Here is a 21022-nt window from a genome sequence, read left to right as displayed (position 1 = left end):
CCTCGCTGCGGCCTTCGTGCAACTGCCTTTTTCCTCATTTTTTCTTGAAAAAACAACGCTTTGTCGGTTAGCCATCAGGGCTTGGAACTGCGCTGCCTCGGGCCTTTCATATACAGGTAGCCGGATCTGTATCGATTCAGCCACCGGCAGGTATTGAGAGCCGAGTCAGAGCTACTTCCTTCCTAGCTATCCCGAGAGCGTCGAAATGACTTCAACTGATTCCAACAAGCCCTTAACCGAAGCGACCACTTTCATCAGTAAGTCCAAGTCTCGTGTTCGTGAAGGCCTGCCCTACCCCCTGGGCGCTACCTGGGACGGCTCCGGCGTGAACTTCGCCATCTTTTCCGCCAACGCCACCAAGGTCGAACTTTGCCTCTTCGACGATGAAGGCAAGGAAGAAATCGAGCGCATCGAACTGCCGGAATTCACCAACGAGATCTGGCACGGCTACCTGCCCGATGCCCGTCCTGGCACCCTCTACGGTTACCGTGTACACGGCCCCTACGAGCCGCAGAATGGCCATCGCTTCAACCACAACAAGCTGCTGATCGATCCCTACGCCAAGCAGATCGTTGGTGAGCTGGAGTGGAACGATGCCCTGTTCGGCTACACCATCGGCCATGCCGATGGCGATCTGTCCTTCGACGAGCGTGACAGCGCCCCCTTCATGCCGCGCTGCCGGGTGATCGACCCTGCCTTCACCTGGGGTAACACCACCCATCCGCGTGTCCCGCGTGATCGCACCGTGTTCTATGAGACCCACGTCCGCGGCTACACCATGCTGCACCCGGCAGTGCCCGAGAATGCCCGAGGCACCTTCTCCGGTCTGCAGGAAAGCGAAGTGATCGACTACATCAAGTCCCTCGGCGTGACCTCCGTCGAGCTGATGCCGATCCACTACTTCCTCGACGACAACCACCTGCTGGAAAAGGGCCTGAGAAACTTCTGGGGCTACAACACCCTGGCGTTCTTCGCCCCGCATTCGCGCTACATGGCCAGCCAGTCCATCGGTGAGTTCAAGGTGATGGTCGCGCGCATGCACAATGCCGGCCTCGAAGTCATTCTCGACGTGGTCTACAACCATACCGCCGAAGGCAACGAGATGGGTCCGACCCTCTCGCTCAAGGGCATCGACAACGCCAACTACTACCGCCTGATGCCTGATGATGCGCGCTACTACATCAACGACACCGGCACCGGTAACACCCTGAACATGAGCCACCCCTGCGTCCTGCAGATGGTGACCGACTCACTGCGCTACTGGGCGACCGAGATGGGTGTGGACGGCTTCCGCTTCGACCTGGCGACCATCCTGGGCCGCGAACCGGACGGTTTCGACGAAGGCGGCGGTTTCCTGCATGCCTGCCGTCAGGATCCGATCCTGGCCGAGACCAAGCTCATCGCCGAGCCCTGGGACTGTGGCCCCGGTGGCTACCAGGTCGGCAACTTCCCGCCCGGCTGGATGGAGTGGAACGATACCTTCCGCGACACCGCGCGTGCCTTCTGGAAGGGTGACGAAGACAAGATCGGCGACTTCGCGAAGATCCTCCTGGGCTCCGGCGACAAGTTCAACCGTCGCGGTCGCAAGCCCTATTCTTCCGTGAACTTCGTGACCGCCCACGATGGCTTCACCCTGGCCGATACCGTGTCGTACAACGACAAGCACAACGAGGCCAATGGCGAAGGCAACAACGACGGTCATTCCCATAACCTGTCGTGGAACTGCGGTGTCGAAGGCGAGACCGACGATCCGGAAATCATCGAGCTGCGCTATCGGCAGATGCGCAATCTGCTGGCCACGCTGTTCCTTTCCCAGGGCACGCCCATGCTGCTGGCGGGTGACGAGTTCGCCCGTACCCAGGGCGGCAACAACAACGGTTACTGCCAGGACAGCGAAATCGGCTGGGTGAACTGGGAAATCAGCGACAAGAGTGCCGAGCTGCAAGAGTACGTGCGCAATCTGATCGACTTGCGTCGTCGCTATCCCCTGCTGCGTCGTAGCCGCTTCTTCACCGGTGCCTACAACGAGGAACTGGGCGTCAAGGACGTCACCTGGCTGCAGCCCGGTGGTACCGAGATGGGCGACGAGCAGTGGCAGGACGGCAGCAACAAGTGCATGGGCATCCTGCTCGATGGCCGCGCCCAGCCGACCGGCATTCGCCGCAAGGGCGCGGATACCTCGCTGCTGATTCTGGTCAATGCTCACTATGACGTGGTGGATTTCACCCTGCCGGAAGTCCCCATGGGCGAGCATTGGTCCCTGCAGCTGGATACCAATCAGCCTGACCTGGATACCGGCGACGTCTTCAAATTCGGAGAAACCTATCAGGTCACCGGACGCTCGGTATTGCTGTTCGAGCTGACCCAGACCAAGCGGAGGAAGCGCCAGGCATGACGAATGCGCAACAGGGTTTTTCGTTCAAGGTCCTGACCATCAACACGCACAAGGGCTTCACGTCCTTCAACCGCAAGTTCATCTTGCCGGAGTTGCGCGAAGCGGTGCGGACGGTGTCAGCGGACATTGTCTTCTTGCAGGAGGTGTTGGGCACCCACGAGAAACACCCGTTGCGCTTCGAGAACTGGCCGGCTGCGCCGCAGTACGAGTTCCTGGCCGATTCGATGTGGACCGATTTCGCCTACGGGCGAAATGCGGTCTACCCGGACGGCCATCACGGTAATGCGGTGCTGTCGAAGTTTCCCATCGTCAGTTACGACAACTTCGACATTTCCATCGCCGGTCCGGAAAAACGCGGGATGCTTCACTGCGTCCTGCGCATTCCCGATCAGGCCTTGGATCTGCATGTCATCTGCGTCCATCTGGGTCTGCGCGAAAAGCATCGCCAGATGCAGATGAAGCTGATCTGCGAACACATCAATTCCCTGCCCAGCGACGCGCCTGTCGTGGTGGCCGGGGATTTCAACGACTGGCGGCAGAAGGCCAATGACATCCTTGGCCAGGGCGCAGGCCTCGAAGAGGTGTTCATGAAGACCGCGGGACGGCTACCCAAGACCTTCCCGGCAAAGCGTCCGCTGCTCTGCCTGGACCGCATCTATACCCGCAACGTCAGTGTCGGTCGCCCACAGGTGCTGGGCAATCAGCCATGGTCGCACCTGTCCGACCATGCCCCCTTGGCTGCGGACTTCCATCTATGAATTTCGAATGGCGGGACGGAAACCGCATCGCCCTGCTGGAAAACGGCGAAGACTTCTTTCCACGGGTCTTCGAAGCGATCCGCGAGGCCGAGCGTGAAGTCATCATCGAGACCTTCATTCTCTTCTATGACAAGGTCGGCAAAGCCCTGCAGCAGGAGCTGGTAACCGCCGCCAAGCGTGGCGTCCAGGTGGACATCACCGTGGACGCCTATGGCTCTCCCGACCTGCCGCGGGAGTTTCTCGACGAGATGGTCCATGCCGGGGTCCGTTTCCGCTACTACGACCCGCGCCCGCTGGTGATGGGAATGAGGACCAACCTCTTCCGCCGCCTGCATCGCAAGATCGTGGTCGTAGATGCCCGGTTGGGTTTCATCGGTGGCATCAACTATTCCGCCGAGCATCTGGGCGACTTCGGACCGGAGGCCAAGCAGGATTATGCCGTCGAGGTGGAAGGTCCCATCGTCGACGACATCCACCGTTTCGCTCGCGATGCCATCAACTCTCCCGAGGAAACCCACCGCTGGTGGGGCAAGCGCTCGCAGAAGCCGGCCAACAACCGCAATCCGGGCAATGCCCAGGCGCTGCTGGTATTTCGCGACAACGACGACCACCGTGCCGACATCGAGACGCACTACCTGGAGATGCTGCGCAACGCCAAGCGCGAGGTGGTGATCGCCAACGCCTATTTCTTCCCGGGCTATCGCCTGCTGCGAGAGATGCGCAACGCAGCGCAACGTGGCGTACGGGTCGTCCTGATCGTCCAGGGCGAGCCGGACATGGCCATCGTCAAGGTGGGTGCCCAGATGCTCTACAACTACCTGGTCAAGGCCGGGGTGGAGATCTATGAGTATTGCCTCAGACCCCTGCATGGCAAGGTGGCGACCATGGACGAGCATTGGTCCACGGTAGGATCGAGCAATCTCGATCCCCTGAGCCTGTCGCTCAACCTGGAATGCAACCTGATCTTTCACGACCACGCCTTCAACCGTGAGCTGCGCGGGCGCCTGGAATCCCTGATCCAGAATCACTGCGAGCACGTCGACAGCAACAAGGTGCCCAAGCGCACCTACTGGCACCTGGCCAAGACGATGCTGGTCTTCCACTTCCTGCGCCATTTCCCTGCCTGGGTCGGCTGGCTGCCCGGTCACACGCCCAAGATCGAATTGGTGAGCCCGCCGGTTCAGCCCGAGCTCGAAACCCAGGACCGCGTGGACCCCACGATTTCAAGGTATCCCCAACGATGAGCAGCCGCAGCGACACCCTCGAACATACCAGGGGCGACGAGGACCATCAGCAGACCGCGGACAAGCCGCAGAACGGCCGCTGGGCCCTGGCCAAACGCATCCTGGCCTGGGTCTTCCTGATCGCGGTCATCGTCCTGCTGGTGATCTACGCCCGCAAGGTCGACTGGGGCGAAGTCTGGAAAGTATTCACCGGCTACAAGATCACCACCCTCGCCATGGTCGGGGGCCTGGTGGTGCTGTCGTACATCATGTACGGCTGCTACGACCTCATCGGCCGCGCCTACTGCGGCCACAAGCTGGTCAAGCGCCAGGTGTTCCTGGTGTCCTTCATCTGCTACGCCTTCACCCTCACCCTAAGTACCTGGGTGGGTGGCATTGGCATGAGGTATCGCCTCTACTCACGATTAGGACTTTCCAGCGGCACCATCACCCGCATCTTTTCGCTGAGCATCGCTACCAACTGGCTGGGCTACGTCCTGTTGGCCGGCGGTATCTTCGTCAGCGGTGTGGTGGACATGCCGCCCAACTGGTTCGTCGGCGATACCACCTTGCGCCTGATCGGCTTCGGCCTGCTCGCCTTCATCATCTTCTATCTGGGAGTGTGTACCTTCGCCAAGCAACGAGAGTGGACGATCCGCAAGCAGCGTCTCGCCCTGCCCTCGCTGCGCATGGCCTGCCTGCAGCTGCTGGTGTCGTCAGTCAACTGGATGGCCATGGCGGCGATCGTCTATCTCTTCCTCGGCCGTCAGGTGGACTATCTGCATGTGCTCGGGGTGCTGTTGCTCTCCAGCATCGCCATGGTCATCGTCCACATCCCGGCCGGTGTAGGGGTGCTGGAGACGGTATTCATCGCCCTGCTGGCCAATGACGGTCTCTCCCAGGGCAAGATCATCGCCGCCCTGCTTGGCTATCGGACGCTGTATTTCATCGTCCCGCTGCTTATCGCTGCCGTACTGTACTTCGCCCTGGAAAGCCGCGCCAAGAAGCTCAAGCGCAGCAACGACCGCCGGGAAGAACGCAAGCAGCATGAACAGGGTGCACGCTGAAGCAGCCTCAACGGTTGTTGGGCTGGTGCATCGAAATCAGGCGGTAGAACAGCACCCGCCCGCCTTCGTTGGCGGGCCCCTCCCCATCGCGCAAGCGGGCGCCTGCCTTGAAATACAGGTGATGGTCGCTCCAGGCGCCATCCAGTTGCAGACCCAGGTCTCCCGTGCGGGAACCCGCGCCGTGGGCGCGCACGGTGAGTACACCGGTGCGGGCCAGCTTGATGTCGTAGCTGAAGCGACTGTTGAGCGGCAGGCGTTCCAGCAGAATGACCTCCTTGGCACTGTCGCTGGGGCTCTCCCTTAGCCGGGCGATCAGCTGGCCTTGCGTCGTCTGACCCCGATCCTCCTCGGTCGAGCCCTCCACCCGGTAGACCAGTTGCAACAGCGGTTCGGGTGCGGCGGGTACCCGGGCCTGGTCCTCGATCTCGCTGATGACTACCTCTGGACGCGACGGTACCTGCTGTACGGCGACTTCCGCCTGCAACAGCGCATCTGCATCGCGGTACTTCCACGCATAGGTGCTGCCATCCGGTCGCGTCTCGCGCAATTCGGTGGCGGGATAGTCATCGAAGGGTTGCGGGGTGCCCGTCACCGGCACCCAGAACAACAAGGTGCCGCCTGGGCCCCGCATGAGATAGGGACTACGAAAACCGCTGCTGTTGAGTTCGGCGGTCTGTACCTGAGCCACAGGCATGGGTACCGGTACCGTCAGATTCCATTCGGCGAGATCGATCATGGGCTTCTCGGTTGCCAGATGCCTGACAAGCATCACCCAGACAGGTGATGCTTGTCAGCCAGAGCGCCCGCGGAAGGCGCTCCGGATCAGCCTTGCGGCTTGAACACCAGCAGGCCGAGGGGCGGCAGGTTCAGGTTGAGGGACGCCGGTTGGCCGTGGGCCGCGACCTCCTCCGCCGTCACGCCGCCACCATTGCCCAGGTTGGAGCCGCCATAGCGCTCGGCATCGCTGTTGAAGATCTCCTGCCAGTGACCCAGCGCAGGCACGCCCACTCGATAGTCGTTACGCGGTACCGGGGTGAAATTGGCGATCACCAGCAGGGGCCGCTGCTGGGCATCCCGCCGCAGCCAGGCGAAGACGCTGTTGCCGTTATCATCGCCCACCACCCAGTCGAAGCCCTCGGGCAGGTGGTCGCGCTCGTGCAACGCCGGCTCGTGACGATAGAGATGGTTGAGATCGGCGAGCAACTGCTGCACACCGCGATGGGTGCCATGCTCCAGCAGGAACCAGTCCAGCTCGCGGTCATGGCTCCATTCGCGCCACTGACCGAACTCGCAGCCCATGAACAGCAGCTTCTTGCCCGGATGGGTCCACATGAAGCTCAGGTAATTGCGCAGATTGGCGAATTTCTGCCAGACGTCACCCGGCATCTTCTCGATCATCGAGCCCTTGCCATGTACCACCTCGTCATGGGAGATGGGCAGCACGAAACGCTCCGACCAGGCGTACACCAGGCCGAAGGTCATCTGGTGATGGTGGTACTGGCGATAGACCGGGTCCTCTTCCACATAGTGGAGGGTGTCGTTCATCCAGCCCATGTTCCACTTGAAGTCGAACCCCAGGCCACCTTCGCTCACCGGCGCGCTGACGCCTGGCCAGGAGGTGGACTCCTCGGCGATCACCAGGGCACCCGGTGCTTCTTCATGGACCACCTCGTTGAGATGACGTAGGAAGGCGATGGTCTCCAGGTTCTCGCGGCCGCCATGGATGTTGGGGATCCACTCGCCCTGCTTGCGCGAATAATCGCGGTAGAGCATGGAGGCCACGGCGTCGACCCGCAGGCCGTCGATGTGGAAATGCTTCAGCCAGTGCATGGCCGAGGCCAGCATGAAGCCATGCACCTCATGGCGCCCCAGGTTGTAGATGTAGGTGTTCCAATCTTGGTGGAAGCCCTCGTAGGGATGTTCGTACTCGTACAACGCGGTGCCGTCGAAGCGGGCCAGGCCATGTTCGTCGGTGGGGAAATGCGCCGGTACCCAGTCGAGGATGACGCCGATGTCCGCCTGGTGGCAGGCATCGACGAAGGCGGCGAAATCAGCCGGCGAGCCGAAACGCGAGGTGGGCGCGAACTGGCCCAGTGGCTGGTAACCCCAGGAGCCGCTGAAGGGGTGCTCCATGATCGGCAACAGCTCGATATGGGTGAAACCCATTTCGCGAACGTAGGGAATCAGGCGCTCGGCCAGCTCCCGCCAGTTGTACAGGCGACCTTCGTCACCGCCATCCCGGCGCCAGGACCCAGCGTGCAATTCGTACACCGATATCGGCGCCTCCAGGCCCTGGAGTTCACGGCGCCGCGCCATCCAGTCCTGGTCGTGCCAGGTGAAGGGCTTGTTGTCGGCGACCACTGAAGCCGTACGCGGGGGCAATTCCGCCGCCAGGGCGATGGGATCGGCCTTGAGCGGCAGCACACCGTGCTGGCCGAGGATCTCGTACTTGTAGGCCGTTCCCACCGGCAGGCGCGGCACGAACAGTTCCCAGACGCCGCTGTTGGCGCGTAGGCGCATGGGCAACCGGCGCCCGTCCCAGCTGTTGAAGTCCCCGACGACCGATACCCGACGGGCATTGGGTGCCCAGACCGCGAAGCGTACGCCCTCCACGCCGTCGACCTGGCAGCGCTGGGCGCCAAAGGTCTCGCCAAGGTTGCGGTGTCGCCCCTCGTTGAACAGATAGAGGTCGGTTTCTCCCAACAGCATCCCGAAGGAATAGGGATCCTCGGTTTCCTGTACGCCGCTGGGCCAGCGGATCACCATCTTGTAGGGCGCGGCATATTCCAGCCGCGCGACGAACAAGCCGGGCACCCGTCCCGGTTGCATCTGGGCCAGCGGCCGACCGCTCACGCGATCGACCAGCTCAGCACCCAGGGCGTTGGGCAGGAAGGCGCGGACGATCACGCCCTCGCCATCGGGATGGGGACCAAGCACGGCGAAGGGATTGCCGTGCTCGCCGCGGGCCAGCGACTCGGCTTCGGCAGCCGAGAGCCGAGCGTCGTCCAGGGGAGCGACGGAGGCGGTGGTGTGATCGGTCATGCGCGGGCTCCAGACAAGAGGGTCTCGACAATGGCGACGACGCCACGTAGCGGGATGTTGATCCAGGTGGGTCGGTTGGCAGCCTCGTAGCCTATCTCGTAGACGGCCTTCTCCAGGCTGTAGAGATCCAGCGCCGCCTGTTCGCCCCGCTCGCTCCACTGGTGGCCGATGTCGGCCGCTGCGGTGCGATAGGCTTCCAGGAAGGCTGCATAGGACGAATTCCGGTAGGTTTCCGCAGCCTTGGCACGCAGACGCAGATTCTCGTCCGAGGTATCGGCACCGGCATTGCTGGACTGGGTAACCATGGCTGCGGCGTAGTCGAACGAACGCAGGACCCCGGCGACATCCTTGTGCGGACCGTACTTGCCACGCCGCTCTTCCAGCGAACGCGCCGGTTCGCCTTCGAAGTCGATGAGGATGGCATCGTCCTGAGCCACCAGTACCTGACCGAGGTGCAGGTCGCCATGGACGCGGATGCGCAGGCCCCCTTCCACATCGGCCGCCAGCGCCTCGATGCGCTTGGCCAGCGCCTCGCGCTTGCCGACCAGCCCTTGCAGCAATTGCTTGCCGGTGGCATCGAGCTGATCGCCCATGCCTTGCAAGGTATCCAGCGCGCCGTCCACCTGAACGCGGACGCGATGCGCCAGCTCCTTGGCCGCCTGGGCGTCCACGGTTTCCGGGGCGAAGGCCGCATCGTCAGTGGGCTGAGCGAGCACCAAGTGCATTTCACCTAGGCGCTTGCCGAGCACGCCGGCAAAGGCGGTCAGATCGCCCATGGCGGTGAACTCGTTCTCCACGTCGGAGATGCCGCCACTGAGCAGATCACGCGTGACCCGATCCAGCCCGTCGAGGCTCCAGGTCCAAGCATCACCCTGGTTGTGGATGTGTTGCTGCACGAGCATCAGCACATGCGGCGTGCCATCGGCCGCGATGCGCTGGGCCACGGCGTGGGTGGCGGCGATATTGGCGAACCCAGCCTGGGCCAGATAGCGCCCCATTTCCACTTCCGGATGGATACCCGCCGCGACCTTGCGGATCAGCTTGAGCATCAGGTGGTCGCCGACGATCAGCGAGCTATTGGACTGTTCGACACCCAGGTGCTTGATCTCGATGTCCGGATCCAGCGCGAAGTCCTCGGCCTGATCATAGACCTCGAAGCTCAGTTCACCCGCGGGCAAGGCGAGCTTGGCCCCCTTGTGGAAGGCGTCGAACACGCCATGCACGAAGCTAGTCAAGGCAAAGGCATCGGTCACTAGGCCAACGCGGCGCACGTGCCGGATGCGGGAGATGGCCAGCTGGGTCGCCAGCGGGCTGCAGTGCTGGTCCTCTTCGGCGAGGAAGCCCAGCGGCAGCGCATAACGCTCCTCGCCCTTGGCGTTCGTCACCACCACTTCGCTGAACATCACCGGCAGCTTGGGGGTATTGATCTGGGCGGCGTAGTCCAGACGCACGCCAGTGATGGCCTCGTCCTTGGAACCGAACCAGCGGCGCTTGGGCAGATAGACCGGCAGCACCTCTTCGAAGATGCGGCGCGGCTCGCCGTCGAGCAGTTCCTGCAGATTGCGCTTGATCACTACCGTCTGGTAGTCGGGCATCGGCGCTGGGGGCTCGGTGTGCCAGGAGGGCATTTGTTCGTTGCCGGCCAGGTAGAACCAGTAGAAGCCATAGGGCGGCAGGGTCAGCATGTAGGGCAGCTGGCCGATGGGCGGGAAGGCGCTGCCGCCGATCATCTCCACTGGTACCTGACCGGCGAAGTTGGACAGGTCCAGCTCTACCGCCTGGGCAGCGCGGGAGACGTTGGCCACGCAGAGGATGGTCTCGTGCTCACCCTGGGCGTTGGTGAAATCCCGCAGGTAGGCCAGGATGCGTCTGTTGGTGGGCGACAGCATCTTCAGGGTGCCGCGGCCGAACGCCTTCTGCTGTTTGCGCACGGCCAGCATGCGCCGCGTCCAGTTGAGCAGCGAATGGGGATCGCGGGACTGGGCCTCGACGTTGATCGCCTGGTAGCCGTAGAGCGGGTCCATGATCGACGGCAGCACCAGGCTGGCTGGGTCGGCGCGGGAGAAGCCGCCGTTGCGGTCGACCGACCACTGCATCGGGGTCCGTACGCCATCGCGATCGCCCAGGTGGATGTTGTCACCCATGCCGATTTCGTCGCCGTAGTACATCGTCGGGGTACCGGGCATCGACAGCAACAGGCTGTTGAGCAACTCGATACGGCGACGGTCGCGCTCCAGCAGCGGTGCCAGACGCCGACGGATGCCGAGGTTGATACGCGCGCGGCGATCCGAGGCGTAATAATTCCAGAGGTAGTCCCGCTCGCGATCGGTCACCATCTCCAGGGTCAGTTCATCGTGGTTGCGCAGGAAGATCGACCACTGGCAATTGGCCGGGATCTCCGGGGTCTGGCGCAGAATGTCGGTGATGGGGAAGCGGTCTTCCTGGGCGATGGCCATGTACATACGTGGCATCAGCGGGAAGTGGAAGGCCATGTGGCATTCGTCGCCATCACCGAAGTACAGCTGGGTGTCCTCCGGCCACTGGTTGGCCTCGGCCAGCAGCATGCGGTCCGGATAGTTGGCGTCGATCTCGGCGCGAATCTCCTTGAGCACCACATGGGTCTCGGGAAGGTTCTCGTTGTTGGTACCGTCGCGCTCCACCAGATAGGGAATCGCGTCCAGGCGCAGACCGTCGACGCCCAGGTCCAGCCAGTACCGCATGATCGAGATGACCGCCTTCATGACCTGGGGATTGTCGAAGTTCAGGTCCGGCTGGTGGGAATAGAAGCGGTGCCAGAAGTACTGGCCAGCGACGGGGTCCCAGGTCCAGTTGGACTTCTCGGTGTCGAGGAAGATGATGCGGGTGCCGTCGTACTTCTGGTCGTCATCGGACCAGACGTAGAAGTTGCGCGCCGCCGAACCCTTCTTGGCACGCCGTGCCCGCTGGAACCAGGGGTGCTGGTCGGAGGTGTGGTTGATGACCAGCTCGGTGATCACTCGCAGGCCACGGGCATGCGCCTCGGCGATGAATCGCTTGGCATCGGCCATGGTGCCGTAGTCGGGGTGAATACCGCGGTATTCGGCGATATCGTAGCCATCGTCACGACGTGGCGACGGATAGAACGGCAACAGCCAGATGGTGTTGACGCCCAGACTGGCAATGTAGTCGAGCTTGTCGATCAGGCCCGGGAAGTCACCAATGCCATCGTTGTTGGAGTCGAAGAACGACTTCACATGCACCTGGTAGATTATCGCGTCCTTGTACCACAGCGGATCATCGATGAAGGCGGCAGGTTTGCGGGAACGAGCTTTATTAGGTTTTGCCATGTCGTCAGGTCCTTAACAGGGCGTCTGAATCAGATGCGTGCGCCGGTCGTCCATGCCGCCCGGCGATGGGGACGGGCTGGACCAGGCAAGCCGGGATATTCCCTGGCTGCCTGGCCGACCCGCCTGAGAGGTCGCTAGTGGCCCGCCTGGATGCGCCAGATGCCGAAGGGCATCGACGGTTCCAGGCGCGTCCATTGGGTCTTGCCGTGCCAGGCCCAGCGATGCCCGGTCATCAGGTCCTCGCCGTAGGTGGTGGCGTTATCGTCCAGGCCGAGTTCCCACAACGGCAATTCGAAGTGACCTTCCTGCGCGTTGACAGGATCCAGGTTGATGGCCACCAGGATGAAGTTGCCCAGGTCATCGGTACGCTTGCCGAAGTAGAGGATCTGGTCGTTCCAGCAGGTGTAGACCTTCAGCCCCAAATGGGTTTGCAATGCGGGGTTCTGCCGGCGAATACGATTGAGCTGGGCGATCTCGCCCATGATGTTGCCCGGCGCATAGAAGTCGCGCGGGCGCAGCTCGTATTTCTCCGAGTCCAGGTATTCCTCCTTGCCCGGGGTTAGGGGCGCGCCCTCGCAGAGTTCGAAGCCGGCATACATCCCCCACAGACCGGAACCCATGGTGGCCAGGGCCGCGCGGATCAGGAAGCCGGGACGGCCGCTGTTCTGCAGGAATACCGGATTGATGTCCGGCGTGTTGACGAAGAAATTCGGCCGATAGCAGTCACGCAGCGGTGCTTCATTGAGTTCGGTCAGGTACTCGGTCAGCTCGGCCTTGGTGTTGCGCCAGGTGAAGTAGGTATAGCTCTGGCTGTACCCGACCTTGCCCAGGCGCGCCATCATGGCCGGCTTGGTGAAGGCCTCGGCGAGGAACATCACATCGGCGTCGCGACCGCGGATATCGGCGATCAGCCATTCCCAGAACGGCAGCGGCTTGGTATGGGGGTTGTCGACGCGGAAGATCTTCACGCCCTGCTCCACCCAGTGCCAGACCACATCGCGCAGCGCCAGCCACAGATCAGGCACGGCATCCTTGGCATAGAAGTCGACGTTGACGATGTCCTGGTACTTCTTCGGTGGGTTTTCCGCATAGCGCATGGACCCGTCGGGACGCCAGGAGAACCAGCCCGGATGCTCCTGCAGCCAGGGGTGATCGGGCGAACACTGGATGGCGAAGTCCAGTGCGATCTCCAGGCCATGGTCGGCCGCCGCGGCCACCAGGGCGCGGAAGTCTTCCAGGTTACCCAACTCCGGATGCACGGCATCGTGACCGCCATCCGGGCTGCCGATGGCATAGGGACTGCCCGGCTGATCGGCACCGGCGCCCAGGGTGTTGTTCTTACCCTTGCGGTGCGCCAGGCCGATCGGATGGATCGGTGGGAAATACAGCACATCGAAACCCATGTCGCGCACGCGCGGCAATTCGCCGATCACGTTGCGGAAGGTGCCGTGACGCTGGGGATCGTCGGTGATGGAACGCGGAAAGAGTTCGTACCAGCTGGCGAACTCGGCACGAACCCGCTCGATGTCCAGCGGATATTCAATGCTGTGGGTCAGATGGACATAGGCATCCACCGGCGTCATCGCCTGGCTCGCCTCGCCCGCCAGCAGCACGGCGACCTTGTCACCTTCGCTACCGGCCTGATCTAGCCGCTGCAGCAGGGCCTCCAGGGGACCACGCTGCTCGCCTTCGGCGCGGGACAGCGCCTGCTCCACATGGATACGGCCCTCCTGCAACTCCAGGTTAAGCCCGACGCCCGCGGCGTACTTCTTTTCGATCTCGTAGCGATAGGTACCCCAGACGTCCCACCAGGCCTGGACAACAAATTCATAGCGACCCACCGCTGGCGGCGTGAAGCGGCCCCGCCACAGGTCGTTGGTTTCCAGGGTCAACGGAGCCTGCTGCCAGTTCTCCTCACCCTCCTGCCGCCAGAGCACAGTGGCGGCCAGCTTGTCGTGGCCGTCGGCGAAGATCTTGGCGGTCACCTCAATGACCCGGCCGGCGATACCCTTGGCGGGAAACTGGCCATTGTCGACGGTCGGCGTTACCGACTCGATGGCAATGCGTGGGGTCTGGGCAGCCGTGGCGGGATCGAGGGAAAGCGTGGAAAAAGAACCGGGGAGATCGGTGTTCGACATCGAGCCTGACTCCATCTAGAGACGCGTGAAAGGCCGCAACGCCCAAGCGATGCGACCTAGGTCATGAACCCGCTACTGCTTGGCTTACCGCCAAAGAGGCCCGGCTGGCCGCCCCCCTGGGACAGGGGGGCGATAGTCCACAGTGATGCCTTGAAAGGCACCACTCCTGACAGCCGCGGCCCTACTGCTACCGGAATCGCTCACGCGGGTATGTCTGAAAGAGTCTGAGCGCCGGCGACGCGCAAAAGTTCAGCCGAACAGCGATGACTGAGACTTTCGAAAAATACTAATAAAACCTTTTTATTCAACAAGTTGAACAAGGAATATAAAGTCTTTTATAGCCTGTAGCGCGAACGCTTCGGTATCGACCACAGCGCACCGAAGCGTCGCGCCTGAACACCCGAGCAATGGCCCTAAAGATGAGTATCCACCTAAACTAAATAGCCTAAGCCGTTGAAATCAATGAAAAGGCGTATAGGGCAAGTCACGCTTGTGTGCACTACGGCGGTAGGTGTTGAGGATGATCTCCAGGGTCCCCGGACTCACTGCCTTGCCTTCGAGGAAATCGTCGATTTCCGCATAGGTGATGCCAAAGGCATCTTCGTCGGCCTTACCTGGCGACAGGGATTCCAGATCAGCGGTGGGCACCTTGTGCACTAGATCGTCAGGCGCTCCGAGCCACTCGGCCACGGCCCGTACCCGCCGCTTGTTGAGGCCGTGCAAGGGGGTGAGGTCACAGGCGCCATCACCGAACTTGGTATAGAAGCCCATCAGGGCCTCAGCCGCATGGTCGGTCCCTATCACCAGGCCCCGGCGCGCCCCGGCGACGGCGTACTGGGCGATCATGCGCTGACGCGCCTTGATGTTTCCCAAGGTGAAGTCTTCATGGAGCTCGTCATTGAAGGCCACCTTGGCTTCTCGGACCGAGTCAAGCATGGCGTCGCTGGCGGGCTTTATGTTGACCGTATGGGTCTCATCGGGCTGGATGAATGCAAGCGCGCGCTGGGCATCTTCCTCATCGCGCTGGACTCCATAGGGCAGGCGCATGGCGATGAATCTCAGGCGAGCGTTGCCGCTCTCTTCTCGCGCTCGCTCCACGGCCAATTGGGCCAGACGACCAGCGGTGGAGGAATCCACGCCGCCGCTGATGCCCAGTACATAGCTTTCCTGTTGGCTGTTCAGCAGATAATCCTTGAGAAACTGGATGCGACGCTCCGCTTCCTCGGCCGGATCGAAATGCTCTGGGACCTGCAAGGCTTGGATGATGTCGCGCTGAAGGGCTTCGGTCATCGGGCGTTCTCCTTGGATTCGCGTTCAAGACGTTGATGATAGGGCACCACGGCATCAAGACTATGACGGGCGGCGGCCAGCTGTACCGCCTCCCGATCGCCTGGGAAAAGCCGCGTTTCGGAATAGAGCACGATGTCTTCGTTCACCCGGTAACCCCAGGCGAAACAGACGGTTCCCTGGGCGATGCCGTCGGCACCCCCTGGGCCGGCCAGACCGGTATTGGCGATGGCTATCTGGGCTGGGCTGTCGCGCAGCGCGCCCTCGGCCATCTCCCGCGCGACCTCTTCACTGGTGAGGTTGTAGCGTTCGATGGTCTCGGGCTTGACACCCAACAGCCGCTGTTTGGCTTCGGGCGAGTAGACGACGTAGCCGGACTCGATGCAGCTCCCACTACCTGGGATTTCCGACAATAGTCCGACCACCTTGCCGGCGGTGCAGGATTCCGCCGTGGTGAGCTGCAGCTCGTGATCCTTGAGATAGTCCAGCATGGACTCGATGGTGTTCATGATCGTCTTGCTCCAAATAGCGTTCTCCTGCGTTGGAAGAACAGCGATTCGGGGAAGTTCGGAGCTGACCGGGGCCAGTTTTTCCAGATCGGCAGGGGTGTCGATGTCGCAGTGGATGCCGGGATCCATGACCTCCCGCTCTAGCACCTGGCCTTGGCGCAGGAGCCGTTTCGCTCCTTCGTCACCCTGGAGCTCGCTTAGCCCAGCGGCAAAATTCCGACCAAAGAGCACCGGATGACCGCGCCGCCCCTGATTCCGGGGCACGACGATACGCCCGGGCTCGTGCAGTTCCAGCAGCTGGCGAGCCGTCGATGGCTGGACGAAGGGCATGTCACCGAGTGCGACCAACCAGCCTGTTGCCGTTGGGGTCGCCTGTACCGCGGCGGCCAGGCTGTCGCCCATGCCGGTGGTGGGCAGGCTCAAGACCTGCAGTCCTTCCTGGAGCGCCAGCTCCGCGCGCCAGGGGGCGCTATCCGAGACCACGGCGAGGCACGGCAGACCCAGGCTCCTCCAGAGGCGAAAGGTCGCCTGCAATACGCTCAGTTGAGACGCGCCAGGCAGCATCGCCTGCAACTTGTCGCCGCCGCCTGCCGCGCGAAAACGACTGCCGACACCAGCCGCCAGGATCAGCACCTGTACCGATGCCATCCCTAGGCGACCTGCTCCACCGCCACCAGGGCGCGTTTCTTCTGAGTCAGGGCGACGCCATTCTTGACCGCCACGATCTCCGCCAGCAGCGACAGGGCGATTTCGGGCGGTGTATGGCTACCGATGTGCAGGCCGATGGGGCCATGCAGCCGATAGATGGCGGCCACCGGTACGTCCAGTTGCAGCAGACGATCGCGGCGTTTGTCGTTGTTGCGGAGCGAGCCCAGCGCCCCCACGTAGAAGGCATCGGATTGCAGCGCGGTCAGCAGTGCCAGGTCATCCAGCCGAGGGTCATGGGTCAGGGCCACTATCGCGGTGCGCTCGTCTGGCCGGATCGACAGCACGGCGTCGTCTGGCATGCCGGAGATGAAGCGCGCCTGGCGCGTCTCCCAACCCTGGCGGAACTCCTCGCGGGGATCGCAAACTAGCACCTCGAAATCGAGCATGGCGGCCATGTCGGCGACGTAGAGCGACAGCTGACCGGCCCCGATGAGCAACAGCCGCCAGCGCGGTCCGTGCACCAGGCGCAGCAGCTGCTCGTCCAGGGAAACCGGCTCATCGAGCTCGGCGCTGGAAATACGCACTTCGCCAGTCGCCAGGTCAAGTTCGCGCAACGCCAGCTGGTGATGCTCGCACCGCTCCAGCAGCTGCGCCACCCAATCGGCATCCGCGACTCGCTCCTGCACCAGGCGCAGGGTGCCGCCACAGGGCAATCCAAAACGCGCGGCTTCGTCGCCCGAAACACCATAGGTGATCACTTCGGGTCGGTCGCCAGCAAACTGGCCCGCATGTAGCCGGGCAATAAGATCGTCTTCGATGCAACCGCCGGAGACCGAGCCGCAGACCTGACCATCGTCACGCAGCGCCAGCATGGCACCCGGGGGGCGTGGCGAGCTGCCCCAGGTCTGGACCACGGTGAACAGGCTCACGCCATGACTCTCCCGTCGCCAGGCCAGGGTCTTGCGCAAAACCTCTTGATCGACACTGTCCACGCCCTGCTCCTCTCTACCCTGCGCCTGTGACGGCGAAATCGTCGTTCCGGGGGTAGAACCCAACGACGGAGCGGGGTTCCCCAGCAGCGGAACCCCCGGGATCACCGGCCTATCCATAAGGGATACCCCCTTATGGAGAATGCTCATGCCACGCTCGATCTGGAAAGGCGCCGTCAGCTTCGGCCTGGTGCACATCCCCGTATCGGTCGTTTCGGCGACCCGGCAGTCGGGCATCGATTTCGATTGGCTGGACGAGCGCAGTCTCGACCCGGTGGGCTACAAGCGCATCAACAAGACCACCGGCAAGGAGGTGCCCAGCGAGCACATCGTCAAGGGGGTCGAACATGGCAAGGGCAAGTACGTGGTGCTCAGCGAGGACGAAATCCACAATGCCCTCCCCGAGGCCACGCGCACCATCGACATCCTCACCTTCGTCGAAGCCCGGGAGATCTCCATCCTGCACTTTGAGAAGCCCTACTACCTGGCGCCGGACAAGGATGGCGAGAAGGTCTATGCCTTGCTCAGGGATACCCTGAGCGCCGCTGGCAAGGTCGGGGTGGCCAACCTGGTGATGCACTCCAAGCAGCACCTGGCGGTGATCATGCCCCTGGGCAACGCTCTGGTGCTCAACACCCTGCGCTGGGCCGACGAGGTTCGATCCGCCGAAGACGTGGGGCTCGAAGGCCTGGACGCCAAGGTCACCAAGAAGGAGGTGGACATGGCCCAGCGCCTGGTGGCCGACATGACCGAGCAATGGGACCCGGACCAGTACCTTGACACCTTCAAGGACAACGTCATGGCCCTGGTCGAGCGTAAGCTCAAGGACGGTAAGCTCGAAGCCGTCGCTGCGGAACCCGAGGCCGATGACAGCGGCGCCGATGTCATCGATCTGACCGAACTGCTGCGCCGCAGCCTGGGTGGCAAGAAGGACAAGACCAAGGATGCGCCCAAGCCCAAGAGCGCGGGTCGCTCGACTAGCCGACGTAGCCCGGCTGCCAGCCGTACGCGCAAGGCCAAGTGAGGAACGCCGCCATGGCCAGTTCGTCTAGCGAATACAACCGCAAGCGCAACTTCGATATCACCGCCGAGCCGCGTGACGAGGACAGCCCGCGTCGGCGCAAGGCCAAGGGTGCCCTGAGCTTCGTTATCCAGAAGCACGATGCGCGCCGCCTGCACTATGACTTCCGCCTGGAACTGGACGGTACGCTCAAGAGTTGGGCGGTGCCCAAGGGCCCCAGTCTGGACCCGGGTGAAAAGCGCTTGGCGGTCCAGGTGGAGGACCATCCGATCGCCTACGGTGGCTTCGAGGGCAGCATTCCCGAAGGCCAGTACGGCGCGGGCGACGTCATCGTCTGGGATCGCGGCGAATGGCAGGCCGACGGCGACCCGGCGCAAGCCTATGCCGCTGGCAAGCTCAAGTTCGAGCTCAGGGGCGAAAAGCTCCGTGGCCACTGGACCCTGGTACGCACCCGCTTGCGGGGCCATAGCGACAAGCCCCAGTGGCTGCTGATCAAGGAGCGTGACGATCAGGCACGGGAAACCGCCGAGTACGACATCACGGTGGAGGCGCCTGACAGCGTACTGAGCGACAAGACTCTGCCGCGCCTGGCCAAGGGTACCAAGGCCAAGGAAGCCAAGGCTTCCACCCAAGCGGCAAGTCCCAAGGCGCCAGCGCGCAAGACCACCGCCAAGGCTCGGAAGGCCGACCTGCCGGCGACGCTGGAGGCCCAGCTGGCGACTCTGGTCGACAGCCCACCGGCGGGAGACTGGCTGTACGAGGTGAAATACGACGGCTATCGTCTGCTCGCCCATATCGAGGGCAGCGCGGTCAGTCTGTTCACCCGCAGCGGTAACGACTGGACCGAGCGCCTACCGGACCAGGCCAAGGCCCTCGCCGCCCTTGGCCTCGACAATGCCTGGCTGGACGGCGAGATCGTGGTCAACGACGCCCATGGGGTCTCCAGCTTCCAGGCGCTGCAGAATGCCTTCGAGACCGGCAAGGACAGCCGTATCGCCTATTACCTCTTCGACCTGCCCTATCTCAACGGCGCGGATTTGCGCGAGGTCCCGGTCGAGCAACGCCGTGAGCTGCTGGGCAAACTGCTAGAGAACAGCAACGAGAGCGACCTGCTGCGCTTTTCCGCCGCCTTCGAGGTACCGGCCGATCGCATCCTGGCCAGCGCCTGCGAACTCGGTCTGGAGGGCGTGATCGGCAAGCGCCTCGGCAGCCCCTATCGCTCCCGCCGCAACAAGGACTGGATCAAGCTCAAGTGTGCCCATCGCCAGGAATTCATCATCGTCGGCTATACCCCACCCAAAGGGGGTCGCCAGCACCTGGGCGCCCTCCTGGTAGCGCTGCATGATGAGCAGGGAGCGCTGCACTATGCCGGCAAGGTCGGCACCGGATTCACCGCGGCGATGCTCAAGCAGCTGCACGCCAGATTCCAGCCGCTGATGGTAGAACGGCCACCGGTGGTGGATCCGCCCAAGGGCGCCGCCTATCGCGAGGTGACCTGGCTGAAGCCGGAACAGCTGTGCGAGATCGCCTATGCCGAGATGACCCAGGATCGCATCGTCCGTCAGGGCGTCTTCCACGGTTTGCGCGAGGACAAGCCAGCCCAGGAGATCGGCCTGGAAGAAGCGGCACCAGCGCGCGAAGCTGAACGATCCGGCCCTTCATCCTCCTCTAGCCGAAAATCCTCGCGCACGTCCAAGGATGCCACCGTAGCTGGCGTGCGTATCAGCCATCCGGAGCGAGTGATCGACGAGGCCAGCGGCGCGACGAAGCTAGACGTCGCCCGTTACTACGAAGCCGTGGCGGACTGGATGCTGCCCCATCTGGCCGATCGCCCCGTAGCGCTGGTGCGTACCCCCGAAGGCATCGCCGGCGAGCAGATCTTCCAGAAGCACAAGCAGACCCTGGCCATTCCCCACATCCGCGAACTGGATACGGCGCTCGATCCCGGTCATGCGCCGTTGATGGTCATCGACAGCCGCGATGCCCTCATCGGTGCCGCCCAGATGGGTAGCGTGGAATTCCACACCTGGAACGCCACCGCCGACCGCATCGACCGACCCGACCGCTTCATCCTCGATCTCGACCCTGATCCCGCCCTGCCCTGGTCACGCATGGTGGAGGCGACGGAGTTGGTGCTCACCCTCCTCGACGAGCTGGGGCTGCAGGCCTTCGTCAAGACCAGCGGCGGTCGCGGCCTGCACCTGGTGGTCCCCCTGGATCGCCGGCAGGACTGGGAAACGGTCAAGGGCTTCGCCCAGGCCGCGGCGCAGCACCTGGCCACTACCCTGCCCAAGCTCTTTGCCGCCAAGATGGGAGCGCAGAATCGGCAGGGCCGGATCTTCGTCGACTACCTGCGCAACCGCCATGGCGCCACCACGGTCAGCGCCTTTTCCCTGCGCGCCCGGCCGCACCTCGGCGTTTCGGTACCCATTGCCCGCGACGAGCTGTCGACCCTCCAGGCCAGCGACCAATGGCGCCTCGATACCCTGATGCAGCGCCTCGAAGGGCTCAAGGACGACCCTTGGGCAGGATATGCGAAGGTGCGCCAGGGGCTGACCCGGGCGCGGCGCGAACGTTTGGGCGCAGATTAGCGACGCGCCTATCGTCGGCCAACGTACC

13 protein-coding genes and 1 pseudogene are annotated in these 21022 nt (G+C 63.0%); 6 read left to right on the top strand and 8 right to left on the bottom strand.

All coding sequences use genetic code 11. The features are described 5' to 3' along the window. Positions 1-205: 205 nt before the first annotated feature. The 4 genes from glgX to APT59_RS10370 are packed head-to-tail and all read left to right on the top strand — an operon-like array spanning position 206 to position 5443. On the top strand, positions 206-2395 hold the full coding sequence (gene glgX / locus APT59_RS10385; RefSeq protein ID WP_237140591.1) for a glycogen debranching protein GlgX: 2190 nt from the start codon (positions 206-208) through the stop codon (positions 2393-2395). Then, complete coding sequence (locus APT59_RS10380) at positions 2392-3153, top strand: endonuclease/exonuclease/phosphatase family protein (protein WP_059314772.1); 762 nt, start codon at positions 2392-2394, stop codon at positions 3151-3153. Before glgX ends, APT59_RS10380 begins: the two co-directional genes overlap by 4 nt. After that, positions 3150-4397: a cardiolipin synthase ClsB gene (gene clsB, locus APT59_RS10375; protein WP_059314771.1), complete on the top strand. Its 1248-nt coding sequence runs from the start codon at positions 3150-3152 to the stop codon at positions 4395-4397. Before APT59_RS10380 ends, clsB begins: the two co-directional genes overlap by 4 nt. Beyond that, positions 4394-5443 carry a lysylphosphatidylglycerol synthase transmembrane domain-containing protein gene (locus tag APT59_RS10370; RefSeq protein WP_059314770.1) on the top strand — a complete coding sequence of 350 codons (1050 nt, stop codon included), beginning with the start codon at positions 4394-4396 and terminating at the stop codon, positions 5441-5443. The genes clsB and APT59_RS10370 overlap by 4 nt, the downstream gene beginning before the upstream one ends. 7 nt (positions 5444-5450) lie before the next feature. On the opposite strand, the gene APT59_RS10365 is transcribed toward APT59_RS10370, so the two are convergent. The 8 genes and pseudogenes from APT59_RS10365 to APT59_RS10335 form a co-directional block, all read right to left on the bottom strand. After that, positions 5451-6179: a polysaccharide lyase family 7 protein gene (locus APT59_RS10365; protein ID WP_059314769.1), complete on the bottom strand. Its 729-nt coding sequence runs from the start codon at positions 6177-6179 to the stop codon at positions 5451-5453. 86 nt (positions 6180-6265) lie between these two features. Next, complete coding sequence (gene glgB, locus APT59_RS10360) at positions 6266-8485, bottom strand: 1,4-alpha-glucan branching protein GlgB (RefSeq protein ID WP_059314768.1); 2220 nt, start codon at positions 8483-8485, stop codon at positions 6266-6268. Continuing rightward, the gene (gene treS, locus APT59_RS10355; RefSeq protein WP_059314767.1) at positions 8482-11811 is read right to left on the bottom strand and encodes a maltose alpha-D-glucosyltransferase; all 3330 of its coding nucleotides are present in this window, start codon (positions 11809-11811) and stop codon (positions 8482-8484) included. The genes glgB and treS overlap by 4 nt, the downstream gene beginning before the upstream one ends. 134 nt (positions 11812-11945) lie before the next feature. Then, positions 11946-13949 carry an alpha-1,4-glucan--maltose-1-phosphate maltosyltransferase gene (locus APT59_RS10350; RefSeq protein WP_059314766.1) on the bottom strand — a complete coding sequence of 668 codons (2004 nt, stop codon included), beginning with the start codon at positions 13947-13949 and terminating at the stop codon, positions 11946-11948. A 459-nt stretch (positions 13950-14408) separates the two neighbouring features. Then, the gene (gene nadE, locus APT59_RS10345; RefSeq protein ID WP_059314765.1) at positions 14409-15239 is read right to left on the bottom strand and encodes an ammonia-dependent NAD(+) synthetase; all 831 of its coding nucleotides are present in this window, start codon (positions 15237-15239) and stop codon (positions 14409-14411) included. Further along, on the bottom strand, positions 15236-15745 hold the full coding sequence (locus tag APT59_RS22710) for a CinA family protein (RefSeq protein WP_059316868.1): 510 nt from the start codon (positions 15743-15745) through the stop codon (positions 15236-15238). Before APT59_RS22710 ends, nadE begins: the two co-directional genes overlap by 4 nt. 210 nt (positions 15746-15955) lie before the next feature. Beyond that, a pseudogene (locus APT59_RS22705) lies at positions 15956-16393 on the bottom strand (nucleotidyltransferase family protein); the annotation flags it as partial. Between the two features lie 2 nt (positions 16394-16395). Continuing rightward, complete coding sequence (locus APT59_RS10335; RefSeq protein WP_059314764.1) at positions 16396-17385, bottom strand: XdhC family protein; 990 nt, start codon at positions 17383-17385, stop codon at positions 16396-16398. Between the two features lie 145 nt (positions 17386-17530). Between APT59_RS10335 and APT59_RS10330 the strand changes: the two genes are divergently transcribed. Continuing rightward, a complete protein-coding gene (locus APT59_RS10330) occupies positions 17531-18406 on the top strand; it encodes a Ku protein (RefSeq protein ID WP_059314763.1) in 876 nt (291 codons plus the stop codon). Positions 18407-18417: 11 nt separating this feature from the next. Next, positions 18418-20994: a DNA ligase D gene (gene ligD / locus APT59_RS10325; protein WP_059314762.1), complete on the top strand. Its 2577-nt coding sequence runs from the start codon at positions 18418-18420 to the stop codon at positions 20992-20994. Positions 20995-21022: the final 28 nt, after the last annotated feature.

The organism is Pseudomonas oryzihabitans (genome assembly GCF_001518815.1).
GTDB classification, from domain to species: domain Bacteria; phylum Pseudomonadota; class Gammaproteobacteria; order Pseudomonadales; family Pseudomonadaceae; genus Chryseomonas; species Chryseomonas oryzihabitans_E.
This window is presented reverse-complemented; position numbering and strand designations above follow the sequence as displayed.